The organism is Clostridium punense (genome assembly GCF_017874425.1).
Taxonomy (GTDB): domain Bacteria; phylum Bacillota; class Clostridia; order Clostridiales; family Clostridiaceae; genus Clostridium_J; species Clostridium_J punense.
In genome coordinates this window covers 1-11,924 of record NZ_JAGGLL010000064.1, presented here as the reverse complement: position 1 = coordinate 11,924, position 11,924 = coordinate 1, and the positions used below count along the sequence as shown (strand labels likewise).

The following is an 11,924-nucleotide window of genomic DNA, read 5'->3' as shown; positions in this document are numbered from 1 at the left end:
TAAATTCTGCACTATAATGGTTATTCACTAAAATCATTCCCTTCACGTTTAGTATAACACGAGTTCCTCGTGTCTACCAAAGTGGGTAAGGGTCATACTTAGTAAATATTAAACATACTAACCAAAATAAGTATATGGAAACTCCTAATTGTATATGACTCTTTCTTTTATTTTTTATTATTTAGTTCTTCAATAATTCTTCCTGTACAAACACATACTATTGTTGAAAGCACAATAGTACCTATCATTACCATATCTCCTATACTTGTGGCTTTGGGTCTAATTATCATAGCAAGAAATATGAACAATAGTAATGAAAAAATCCCACCGATAATTCCGTATTTTAGTGGCTTCACTTTTATTTCCCCCTCATCATATTTAAATATACCTTAATCACACTTGTAAAACTAAAATTAATTGTATGTGATCCCCTTTAATTACATTTTACTATAATTTCACTGAAATTTAATGCAACTTTTATCTTGTAATAACCGATTACTCCCAAATAAAAATACTCCTTTTTAACCTCGTCTATACTGAAACTTCTTAAAGTACACACATTGTAAATAAAAGTATATAGCACCTCTATCCAGCCCATTTCGTTACCTTCAGAGAAGTGCTAGACATACAGTTTGTTACGAATATTGTAAGTTAATTAACTTTTATATTGCTTGAATTGATAGGATATTTTATCCCAACCCACATAGCCAAAGTTGGCATAATGCAGAATACTAACATGATATTGGGAATACTAATGGCGGCTTCATCTACAAGAAACAGGCTATAACTATAATATAAGCTATATAGCTGCCATACTTCTGAATTTAGGAGTGCATTAGTTCTCTCTGCTAAATTCATATTAAAAGCAATGAACCATATAAATATACCTATAAACCCTGTTAAACTAATTGACATTATGTTTTTGAAGTTACTTCCTTGTTCTTTCAAAAATACTCCACTAAAGTAGTAATATAAGAATAATGCAACAGCAATAATAGTAATAGCTACGCTAATCATAACAATATGGTGATTCTTTGCAGCTTCCTCAGAAGCCCATTTCACAACAGAAATATGAAAAGGTATATAAGTAATAAGAGCTAAAATGTTAATCATCACATGAATCAATAGGGATCTAATATTATTTTTAATCATTCTTCTCCCCCTAAATTTAATAATAACTAAAAAAAAGTTATCTAAGTCTAAGTAGTTTTGAGTTTTCTTTTAAGCTTTAAACCTATACCGATAAGTATAGTAGGAAAAGTAGCGGTTAAAAGCATTATTAGAAGCGTTACTGAAATATCTAAAAAGAAGTAGATAGATGAGAAAACTCTCTAGAGCTTGCAGCTTCTTGATGTTTTCTTAATGGCCTTATCCTTTTATAAGTACATTAATCTTTAAATCATTCAAATACTGTAATTAAGTGGCTTGTTAAGAAAGTTGTGAAATAAGCACTTTATAAGTTTTCAAATTATTCAATGCTAATTAATACCCCAATTATTCCTAAAACTAATTGTACAATAAATCCAATTGAAATTAATATATTTGCTACCTTAAGTTTGGCTAAGGTTTTCTTATTAACTATTTCTGTATCATCATGGCTCTTCAATTTTTTTAACCTATCCATAACCTTTATTATAAATCCCCAAAGTATTATACAAGAAGTAAGTAAGCATAGTATTGGTAATATAACAGGAAATTCTCTTAATATATCCCTCAAATTTATCCCTCCTATAAAGTAACTCGTAATGATATGCTTTTATTACATAACTTATGAAAATGTGAAATAAAGTTACTTTTTATTAACCTTCATGAATATTCTTTTTAGTAACATCTGTCCTGTAAGTAAGGCTACTATTGTTACAATGTAATATATCCAAAAGTTTAAGTTATATTTTTCTTTTATAGTTACTGCTTGTGTTAAACAGGTTAAAGCCCATATAAAATTAATAATTATAAATACTACTTTAGATAACTTATTTTTCATTCTCACATAATCCCCCTATAAATTCGTATTAAAATACAATGTTATCTCAACCCTTACCCCTAATCATACTCAACTACCAATTCCAAATTACCATAATTATGGTTACTTCTTCGGAATAAATTAACCTAAATTATGTTAATAATATAGGTTATAGGTATACCCTTAAAAATGATTTCCATTTAATTTCTACATCATAATGAACCTAATCCTGGATTTTTTAATTTTTTCCGTCAACAAACCTATTAATTATTCCTTCTGGTGGTCCCATATAGGTCCATGAATCCATAGCTCTTGGAACAGCAAATTCAGCATCATCAACCTTTAAAATACCTAGTTCAGTTTTCTTACCATCCACAACAATGACATAGGGTATTCCAATTATTCCTGTCTTGTACTCTCTTCCTGGAATCTCATTACCGCCAATATCTTTTTCCTTCTTAAAATCAGTTTGTTTAACAAGAAAAATATTATCACCTTTTTTTACTACACATATATCGTAAATAGTGTAATTATAGAATAACTCAGGTGATTTACTATAAATTTTATATTCTTCTTCTTTGTATTCAAACTTTAAAACTCCATCACTCTTATCACCATATATTAATGGACTTTCTAAGCCAGTGCCATTAACTATCATAAAATTCTTTTTTGTCTTTAATGTATTATCATCCATAAGTTCAATATCACTGGATGCTAAAATCGGTTTATCTATAAGGATAATTTTATCAAGATTTAGCTCATTCCAATGCCCATATACAGAGCTGTAAGCATCCGATAATTTAGGAAGAAATACCTCTATCTTTTTATTCTTATTTATTGTAGCTTCTGAAGAATTAGAAGAATTACTTACACCTGAATTACATCCCCATAAAATCAGCACTACTGATAATAGACAAATAAATATACCCCATTTTCTCATTTTGCTCCTCCCATAAAATAAATTTTGTTAGTGAATAATATTCTACTAGTTTGACCTAAAATAAACTCTTCTGTATTTTCCCCTTTAATACTATTTTACCATGTAATTACTGTCATATTTCACTTTCAATTCCACTTTTTTAGTTAAATTAATAAACAATTTTCAGCTAAGATTTGAGGTCAGTAAAAAGCTTTAACTGAGAATTATTAACAGATTAATTTATTTTAAGTTTTATGATAGATGAAAAAAAACACTAAGAAAATTTCTCTAGAGCTGTAGCTCCTTGAGGAATTTCCTTAGTGGCTATATATATTTAATTATTATAATAACTATGAAACATTAAAACATTGTAAGATTTTAACACGTAGAATTTTCCTAACAGTGCAGTTTAGTATCCTTATGGCTATCTTTTAGTTTGTTATTATTTTTATGATAATGATGGTTTACCATAAGGTGATTCATATTTTCATGCTCCTCCATCATACAATGATGCATATCTTCTTCATGGTCTTTGTGTACCATATGATTCATGTGATCCATGTGCTCCATATCTTCCATATCCATGTTCATCTTTGACATCATCACTTTCATAAAATGATGAATAAGCTCATGATCTTCATGATGTTTGTGATCCATTTCATGTTCTTCTTTCATTTTCATCATCATTTTTTTCATTTCAACTTCCATTATATGATGGTCAATTGAAAGAAGCTTATTTATTTCTACTTGAGTACAATAAGAAATTTGCTCCACATCTCCAAGAATAAATCCATGCATAAAGGGTGGTTTCGGCGGTTCTTTAGGTAAAAACTTAACAGCTTTTATATATTTTTCAACTATTTCAGGGATACAGTCTTTTTTAATTAAAAGTAAGGGGGTATGCTTGCCCATATGTGCAAAAGCTACTCCAGCAATAATTTCCATTGGATGCTCTAGGGTTCCAAAGGTAAAAGCATGACCATCTTTGTAGTTTCTTCCCCATCCAAACTCTGATTTACAATCCTTATGTTGATTTACACTTAATATCTCCCACCTTTTCACACTGAAAATTGACCCCTACACTTTAAGATAATATCCTTTATGTATAGCTTAAATGTCATGCATAAGGGGGGGAATGAAGGTGAAGGACTTGAGAGATTGGCATAAAGAAAAAACATGCACAATATGTGAGTGCCAATTAAACAGATAGCTAGAGAGCTTAAAATGTCTAAAAACACAGTTAAAAGTTGAATCCAAAAGGAGGAGGAACCTAAATACTCAAGGGAAAATTGGACTACCAAAGTAGACAAGTATAAAGATGATATTAGAAAATGGTACCTTGAAAAGGAGTATTCATTTAATGGTATACGAATATACAACGAATTACTTAAGTTAGGTTATAAATGCAGCATTAATCCAGTGTATAGATTTCTAGAAACACTAAATGATGAGAGAATACTGATAAGCAAAAGGGCTTCTCAGAGGTTTGAGACTCCGCCAGGAGACCAGGCACAATTTGACTGGGGAGAATATGAAGTCTACATTGACTCCAGAAAAACTAAAATATACTGTTTTACTATGGTACTCTCTTACTCTAGAAAGAAAGCTGCTGTCTGCTCACTGTCCGTGAATGCGGCAGCAATATATGAGGCTATACAAGATCTATTCATAGAACTTGGGGGCGTGACAAAGGAACTTCTAATTGATAATCCTAAAGCTCTAGTTCTAAGTCATAAAAAGGGTGAAGAGGTTATCTTTAATGCTAATGCTTTAAAGCTGGTAACCTACATTAAAACTGAATTAAACGCATGTCTACCACTAAGGCCACGAACAAAAGGAAAGATAGAAAAGCCAAATCAATATATTGAGGAACAGTTTATCAAAGGGATCAGTTTTAGCAACATGGAAGAGCTAAACTTTGAAATCAAGCATTTTATGAGAAATTGGAATATGAAAACCCATGGGACAACCCGTAGGGTTCCTAAGGATATGTTTGAAGATGAAAAGCCCCTTTTAACAAAACTTAAAGATAAGTTGATCATGAATTCTGATTTAGAAGTAAGAATTGTTACTTTGTCATGGTAGATACTAACCGATACAGCGTGCCTGTGAGGTATGTTGATAAGAAAGTAAATAGAAGAATAATTTATGGTTATAAGTTAGAAATATATGATTTAGACCAAAATTTAATAAAGAGTTATTCTGTACTGGACGGAAGATATGGTAAGTACGAAGATCCTGTGGATTATAAAGCCATTGCTTCTAAGGTTCCACGGTCCATTCCAGAAATAAGGCGTGTTTTTGAAAGCACCTTCAAACACGGTAGTGAGTTCTAAGAAATGGCTTCAAAGGTTACTAAACAAGATCTCTTTCATGCTAAAGAATTTCTTAAATTGAAGGACTTGTACAATGTCGAAGACCTTGATATCATACTTAATCACTGTGTGAAAAATAATATCTTTAAAATTGAAAATATCAAGTCTGTAATTAAAGATAAATATTTAGAACTTATAATTGAGCATGAAAAAATCCAGCTATCGCTGCAAAAGAATAGTGAGAATAAACATATTATAAGAAATGAAAAGGATGTTGTAAAACACCTTGCTTACTACGGGAAAGGAAATAATTATGACAGCTAAAATAAGTGATTTAAACCTTGAAATAAGAAGCTTATTAAAGCAGTTTAAACTTTCTGATATGTATGAAAAATATGATACTGAGGTCCAAACTGCAATAGATAATAATATAGGCTTAAAAGCCTGTGAAAGAGGCAAATCAGTATTGTTTGTAAATGCCATTGAACTTGTAGATGACTTATATAATGCAATTCAAGCTGGAACACTAAAGCAAAAATTTGTTAAGTTATCAAAGATAGATTTGATAATAATTGATGATATTGGTTATTTAAAAATGGATAAAGAAAAAGAGAGCATATTTTTTTCAATTAATCCGGCAAAGATATGAAAAAAGCTCTCTCATAGTGACACCAAATCTACCTTTTAATAGATGGGATGAGATATTTACCAGTGAACTTGCAGCTAGCGCTGCACTTGATAGATTACTACATCATTCCCATGTAATTAGTATAACAGGCGATAGCTATAGAGTAAATAGGTATGTTGAGGAGGTTTACTAATTGAAAGAAGATATAGAAATAGATTTTGATGAGTTTATAACTACTTACAACAATAAAGGTAGAAGCGAAGCTTTAGCGTTAGCTAGAGATAGATATGACCTTAGTTTTCAACAAATGAGGCGAAGACTCAGTAACAAATCAGATTACTACTTTGATGCCAAAACAAGGCAATATAAACATAAGAGCGAAGCCGAGATTGAGAGCAATTTCATGACTATAGATGAATTAGACGGCTATAAAGAAAATGGGAAATCTATTAGAGAATCAATGCCCCCTTCGGGGCTTGGCTCTAACCAGAGCTTTGATGACCTTCTTAGTGAGCTCATCAAAGACAGATTAATGGAACTTAATAAATATGTATCTATTAACCTCCTAGAAAGAAGACTCATTATAAACACGAAAACCCTAAAACGGGATTGTTTTGAACTGATTGAAATTTAGCCCGTAGGGGGGCAATTTTACTTGACAGTCTACATCATCAACTTCTTTTTTTAAAATTAAAGGTATTAAAAACTTTTTAGGAAACATTTAAGATGTTATTTAAACACTTTTTGAACTGTATCTATTAAATATAGATAGTTGTAATCAATAATTTAATCATAATCTACTTATGCTTAAGATATATTCTTCACCTTGCCATAACTTACAATAATGAACTCAAAATTAAACTAAGATTTATTTTGTTTTATATGAATATTAAAATCTGCAATAAGACACAATAATTTTGAAAATAAAAGGAGGTGTTAAACATGGGAATAGTAACTAATTCAACTGATAAATATCAAGCTTGTATAGATGCATGTCAAAGATGTGCTCAAGCTTGCTATGAGTGCTTTAAAGCATGTCTAAACGAAGAAGATGTTGCTGCAAGAAAAAAATGCATTAGTATGTTAATAGACTGTGCTATGATGTGCCAAATGTCAGTAAGCATGATGGCTATGGACTCACAATTCGCTAAACAACATTGTGAACTTTGTGCTCAAATATGTGAGCAATGCGCACAAGATTGTGAAATGTTCAAAGATGAGCACTGTCAAAAATGTGCTCAAGAGTGCAGAAGATGTGCTGATGAGTGCAGAAAAATGGCATCAATGTAGTTAGCAAAAGAAGCTAAGATTTTCACGTAAAATCTTAGCTTCTTTTATTTTGACTTATATAAAATTAAATCGTAAGTTTATCCATCAGTTTGCTAACTTCATTATTTTTTATTATTAAATCTAATTTATAGCCAATTTGCATCTTACGTTTTTATATTCTTACTTTTGTGAAGAGACTGCATTTTTAATTGATGGCATTCGTTTTGTAAACAGCACCAAAACCGCAACTATTACAGATGCTATAAGAAATATAAACCAAGGAGTTAAATTGTTTTTTATACCATAAGCAGTAACTATTCTTCCTCCTGCAAAATTTCCTATGGCAGTTCCTAGTCCTGATATAAGATTTGCAATACTAAAATATGCACCTATTAACTCTGGGTGGGCAAGTTGGCTGGTTAGACTATCTGTGGTTGGTAGCATGAGCATTTCGCCAACTAAAAATATTACTGAACTTAATGTTAAAACCACAAAATTATAAGATAGGCCTATCATAAATATACCTCCACCAAAAAATAGTACCCCAAAGAAGATTGCTGTTAATGGATTAACCTTTTGAAGAATATATTTAGATATAAAACCTTGGGCTACGATTACAATTACGCTGGTTATCGTCCAAATTGTACCCACAAGCTTTCCATTTGCTAAAATAGCTTCTCCCCTCAATGGCAAAAGTAGACTTAGCAAAGAATAAATTATCCAAGTGAATAAGGAAATAATGCTAAAAATCATGAAAGATTTATTCTTAAATATTTGTAGGTAGCTATTGGGCGGAATTATAGGACAATCACTTTCTCCGCAATCCTTAGGTAAAAAAATCCATGTATAGCCTGCCAGGGCAATATATACTCCTGTAGAAACATAAAATGTTATATTAGAACTCAATTTTGAAAGAAAAAATATTAATATCCCTGCAATGCATACTCCTATATTCGCAGCAATTCCCCTCAATGAAAAGGCAGTAGTTCTTACTTCAGAGGAGTCTGATGCTAAAGACGCAATTGCAGCTTTAGCTGTTGGAGCATACATTCCAGAACCTATTCCAATGATAATCGAAGAAGTTAAAAGCATACTAATATTATTGAGCATGGAATAACCAAACAGTCCAAATGCTTGAGCTAAAGACCCTATTACCATGGTGGTTTTTCTACCAGTTCGATCCGAAAGCAATCCTCCTAGTATACTTCCACCCTGAAACGCTAAAGAACCTGCACCAATAATTAATCCTATATGAGAAGCACTTAGACCTTTCTCAGACTTAAAGATTACCGGGAGGATTGGATTAACAATGTAAGATGCAATATGTAATACAAGAATAGATATTAGCAGAATGTTGATGTCTTTGTTTAATTTGATTTTTGGCAATCCGAACTTCATATTTATACACCTACTTTTTTAGAAATAACTCATCTATAATATTCCCTTTTGAGACCATATTATCAAACTTTTTATTTCTAATATAAGCAAAACATTGCTCTTAATGTATTTCTCCATCATAAACATTTTACTTATTTTGCTTGAATGCTTGGTACTAACCTTAGACGAAGAATTTTCATTGGTCATTTTGTCCAATGAAAAATTATCTTTTAAACTTAATGCTTGATATACTTACCAGTAGATTATTAATAATAAAATTCCCGATAATCCTTGATCATAGTGAAAGCTTTATTCTAAAATAGTTTTCACATTAGGTGGTTTTAGCTTTTATGATGAATTAAAATAAGCCACTAAGAAAAAGTGTCCTAGCGCTTCAAATGCCTAGGTCTCTTTTTCTTAGTGGCTACTTAAATTTTTTCATATATGGGTTTGTATACTGAACCCTTATATTTTCATTATGATATTAAGTGAATATTAAAAGTATACGAAATAGATAAAACCAAATACTTCAACTTTATAAATTAGAAATTTATTAAGCTATCTATATACTTAAATGATATCTCAATGCATCTTCAGTAGGGTTATCATAATACCCCTCAAGAGTTTCTACATTTTTGAAATCAAAATCATTAAATACCTTTTGCATTGGATAGTTTGTAACTCTTGTTTCTCCTCTAAAATCTCTCATTCCTTCTTTTTTCATTTCACTTAGCATTGTTTCAAATAATTTATGAGCTAATTTTTGTCCTCTAAAAGAACTTTTAGTTCCCATATTAGTAATTTTAACGTAATTTCTTTCTTTTCCCCAGTTGTATATCATTAAGTATGCAATTAATTCAGTATTTTGTTTCACTAAATAAATAATGTTATGTTCTAAATCCTCTAAAATTGATTGCCATAATTCGTTATCCCAGCAGCCTACTCCAAAACATTCTTTGTCTAACTCTAATAATTCATTTTTATCCTTTAAATTAAACTTAACTATCTCCATAAATTGTTCCCCCTTGAAATAGATATTTATCCTCAGCTATTTCTCTTTTAACTTATTTTACCACACAATTACTACAATAAAATATCTAAAGTTCCTAATTATGTATATGAATTAAAGTAAATTTCCAGTTAATACTTGAAGATAGTAAAGCTTTAGCTGAAGCTTGTCTGCAGATTAGGTGAGTTTATATTACAACTTGATTGTAACAAATACCACTGATAAACTGCTTAATAGCCTAGCTACTTCAGTATTTTTTTAGTATCTTCTACTTAGAAATTAACTTCAATATATTATCTTGCAAGTATTTATTTTATAAAAAGCATTTATTAATCAAATTTCTTTCAGTAAATATGATTAATGAAATTAAAGCAAAGGTACTTCATCAACGGGAAGTAATCCCCTCCACTTTATAAACTCTTCATATTCCTTTTTCAGTTCATCATACTCTCCTAATGGTAATTCTTCGCTAGGATTCATTTTATATTTTGTTGCTATATCTAAAGCTCTTTGAAACCTATAGTTTGGAACATCTTGTCTCATCCTAATTGCAATTTCATGTTTGTTTGAGCAAGACTTGTTTGTTGAGTAAAAATAATGTTTAAAAGCATTAGTAATTATTATTTGTACTAGTATGTTAATAGGTGGCTCATTAAGTATCTCTCTTATCCCAGGATTTTTACTTAACTCTATTTCAGACCACGCTCTTCCTAACTTATCAAAAAAGATTACTTCTTCCCTAGTAGGCACAGGTAGCTCTTTAATTATATCTCTTCCATAAATCAAAATACCTGATTCATGTATTCGTTGTAGCTCTGTGGTTACTTCAAGTAAGTGCTTATTTTCCAAAGATAAATTTACATCTCTTTTAAAAGGTCTTTTCATTTCGGATATCCTATATATAGTCCTTGATATTGGTATATCATTATTAAATTTGGCTTCTGTTACAGCAATTTCATTTAAAATTGATATTCTTATTCCTTCATTTACGGTATCTTTTAAAACTGTAATCACATCGATATCCCTTCCGGGTCCTTCTACATAACTTCCATTTGATAAACTACCTACCAATATTAGTGCTTCTATTTCTGCTTCAAATTTTATTGAAACATCATGAACAAAACTATTCAAGATCTCTCTTGCTCTTTTTTCTGACTTATCATGCATTATCCCCACACTCCCCATGATTACTTTCCACTACTTTGAATTAGTAGTTATATTCGTGATTTCCAATACATATTTTTTGAGTTAATATTTCATTTTTCCAAGGCTTTCTTATTTCAATAAGGTTTAAAACATCATATCCCATTTTAGATAAAAATGTTATTATCTTATCATTATTAGGATGTACCCAGTTAAAAACTGTATCGCTACCCAATTCAATTGCAATTTTTTCTGCCTCCTTATATAGTTTGGAGGCTATACCATTTCTCCTTGCACTATCAGAGACAAATAGATATTCTGCCCAAACCGCACCACCATCAATTCTACAAACTAAATAACCTAATAGTTCTTTATCATCATTTTCAGCGACAAAAATAGGATACTTTGCATTTATATATTCTTTAAATTCTTCTTTTGCCTGGTCTATTTTAAGTGTTGATACAATACCTTTAAATTGTTTTAATTCCACTCTAAACTGTGCTATCAACCATGATATCTTTTCTTCATCATTAATTTTCGCTAAACGTATAATCATTATTTCACCCCCCTTTATAATTGGTTAATCTTACGCTTACTAATTCATTCATAAATTTTAAATCCATCATTACACTAGCCACTTTCTAATACTATTACATAACTTTGCCTTCTAACATGGAGACTTCAGATAACCTTTTCCTTTATCCACAAATACTTATTCTTAAGAAATGTAATATAAATTAATCCTAAAAATAATTTCCAACCACGCATTGAACCCCCACACTCAAACTCTACTTCTTCATCTTTACTAACATTAAAGTTAACTTTATTGCTTTTACACCAATCTATTTTTAAGTAGAGTGTATGCTCTCCTTCCTCTACTTGAAAACACTTACTTTCACCATCTTTTATTTCACCTATTTGTTTATCATCTAACATTACTTTATACTTTCTAGCTAAATCACCATACCCAGATAACCTATTAATCTTTATCATAAATTAATCTCCACCTTTTCCTTTAATCTTTACACTAAGCCCTATTAGTACGGGAAATACTACCGTTAAAAGCATTAACATATGAGTAGCTGAAATGCCCACCTTCTATTACAAATAAATGTAGCAACACAAGTGTTACTGCAAAGAAATCCCAATTTCAAAATTTCTATTTTCTTTGTTTGCTTTTTTTAGTTATGACATAACTTAAGAATTGAACTAAACCGCTGCTCGGCGGTGGCGGATAAGGATCCAATTTTAAAATTTAGTTTAAAACTTAAGATATATTGATAGAGTGGTAGTTTCAAAGA

19 protein-coding genes are annotated in these 11,924 nt (G+C 30.6%); 7 read left to right on the top strand and 12 right to left on the bottom strand.

What is annotated here, in order from left to right; genetic code table 11:
* Positions 1–167: 167 nt before the first annotated feature.
* From J2Z44_RS20770 to J2Z44_RS20740, 7 genes are all read right to left on the bottom strand, one after another.
* Positions 168–356 carry a hypothetical protein gene (locus J2Z44_RS20770; protein ID WP_021285703.1) on the bottom strand — a complete coding sequence of 63 codons (189 nt, stop codon included), beginning with the start codon at positions 354–356 and terminating at the stop codon, positions 168–170.
* Positions 357–433: 77 nt separating this feature from the next.
* Positions 434–598, bottom strand: coding sequence for a hypothetical protein (locus J2Z44_RS20765; protein ID WP_021285702.1), 165 nt, complete (start codon positions 596–598; stop codon positions 434–436).
* 53 nt (positions 599–651) lie between these two features.
* Entirely contained in the window at positions 652–1,152 is a 501-nt protein-coding gene (locus J2Z44_RS20760; protein ID WP_021285701.1) for a hypothetical protein, read from the bottom strand.
* Positions 1,153–1,468: 316 nt separating this feature from the next.
* A complete protein-coding gene (locus J2Z44_RS20755; RefSeq protein ID WP_021285700.1) occupies positions 1,469–1,717 on the bottom strand; it encodes a hypothetical protein in 249 nt (82 codons plus the stop codon).
* A gap of 72 nt (positions 1,718–1,789) precedes the next feature.
* Complete coding sequence (locus J2Z44_RS20750) at positions 1,790–1,984, bottom strand: hypothetical protein (RefSeq protein WP_021285699.1); 195 nt, start codon at positions 1,982–1,984, stop codon at positions 1,790–1,792.
* Between the two features lie 217 nt (positions 1,985–2,201).
* The gene (locus J2Z44_RS20745) at positions 2,202–2,903 is read right to left on the bottom strand and encodes a hypothetical protein (protein WP_021285698.1); all 702 of its coding nucleotides are present in this window, start codon (positions 2,901–2,903) and stop codon (positions 2,202–2,204) included.
* A 375-nt stretch (positions 2,904–3,278) separates the two neighbouring features.
* The gene (locus tag J2Z44_RS20740) at positions 3,279–3,944 is read right to left on the bottom strand and encodes a hypothetical protein (protein ID WP_021285697.1); all 666 of its coding nucleotides are present in this window, start codon (positions 3,942–3,944) and stop codon (positions 3,279–3,281) included.
* A 189-nt stretch (positions 3,945–4,133) separates the two neighbouring features.
* Here J2Z44_RS20740 and istA point away from each other — a divergent pair, with 189 nt between their 5' ends.
* From istA to J2Z44_RS20710, 7 genes are all read left to right on the top strand, one after another.
* The gene (gene istA, locus J2Z44_RS20735) at positions 4,134–4,967 is read left to right on the top strand and encodes an IS21 family transposase (protein ID WP_082207014.1); all 834 of its coding nucleotides are present in this window, start codon (positions 4,134–4,136) and stop codon (positions 4,965–4,967) included.
* A gap of 23 nt (positions 4,968–4,990) precedes the next feature.
* Positions 4,991–5,218: a hypothetical protein gene (locus tag J2Z44_RS20730; protein WP_205410137.1), complete on the top strand. Its 228-nt coding sequence runs from the start codon at positions 4,991–4,993 to the stop codon at positions 5,216–5,218.
* Between the two features lie 3 nt (positions 5,219–5,221).
* Positions 5,222–5,521: a hypothetical protein gene (locus J2Z44_RS20725; protein ID WP_021285694.1), complete on the top strand. Its 300-nt coding sequence runs from the start codon at positions 5,222–5,224 to the stop codon at positions 5,519–5,521.
* Positions 5,511–5,846, top strand: coding sequence for an ATP-binding protein (locus tag J2Z44_RS20720; RefSeq protein WP_021285693.1), 336 nt, complete (start codon positions 5,511–5,513; stop codon positions 5,844–5,846). The genes J2Z44_RS20725 and J2Z44_RS20720 overlap by 11 nt, the downstream gene beginning before the upstream one ends.
* 16 nt (positions 5,847–5,862) lie before the next feature.
* Complete coding sequence (locus tag J2Z44_RS21705) at positions 5,863–6,018, top strand: ATP-binding protein (protein WP_242833459.1); 156 nt, start codon at positions 5,863–5,865, stop codon at positions 6,016–6,018.
* Positions 6,019–6,459 (top strand): hypothetical protein, encoded by a 441-nt coding sequence (locus J2Z44_RS20715; RefSeq protein ID WP_021285692.1) that lies wholly within the window; start codon positions 6,019–6,021, stop codon positions 6,457–6,459.
* Positions 6,460–6,767: 308 nt separating this feature from the next.
* The gene (locus J2Z44_RS20710) at positions 6,768–7,115 is read left to right on the top strand and encodes a four-helix bundle copper-binding protein (RefSeq protein WP_021285691.1); all 348 of its coding nucleotides are present in this window, start codon (positions 6,768–6,770) and stop codon (positions 7,113–7,115) included.
* Positions 7,116–7,274: 159 nt separating this feature from the next.
* On the opposite strand, the gene J2Z44_RS20705 is transcribed toward J2Z44_RS20710, so the two are convergent.
* From J2Z44_RS20705 to J2Z44_RS20685, 5 genes are all read right to left on the bottom strand, one after another.
* The gene (locus J2Z44_RS20705; RefSeq protein ID WP_021285690.1) at positions 7,275–8,492 is read right to left on the bottom strand and encodes an MFS transporter; all 1,218 of its coding nucleotides are present in this window, start codon (positions 8,490–8,492) and stop codon (positions 7,275–7,277) included.
* Between the two features lie 541 nt (positions 8,493–9,033).
* Positions 9,034–9,483, bottom strand: coding sequence for a GNAT family N-acetyltransferase (locus tag J2Z44_RS20700; protein WP_021283775.1), 450 nt, complete (start codon positions 9,481–9,483; stop codon positions 9,034–9,036).
* Positions 9,484–9,846: 363 nt separating this feature from the next.
* Positions 9,847–10,647: a hypothetical protein gene (locus tag J2Z44_RS20695; RefSeq protein ID WP_021283774.1), complete on the bottom strand. Its 801-nt coding sequence runs from the start codon at positions 10,645–10,647 to the stop codon at positions 9,847–9,849.
* Positions 10,648–10,687: 40 nt separating this feature from the next.
* Entirely contained in the window at positions 10,688–11,179 is a 492-nt protein-coding gene (locus J2Z44_RS20690) for a GNAT family N-acetyltransferase (RefSeq protein ID WP_021283773.1), read from the bottom strand.
* A 125-nt stretch (positions 11,180–11,304) separates the two neighbouring features.
* Positions 11,305–11,616, bottom strand: a complete 312-nt coding sequence (locus J2Z44_RS20685) for a hypothetical protein (RefSeq protein ID WP_209650032.1) — start codon at positions 11,614–11,616, stop codon at positions 11,305–11,307.
* Positions 11,617–11,924: the final 308 nt, after the last annotated feature.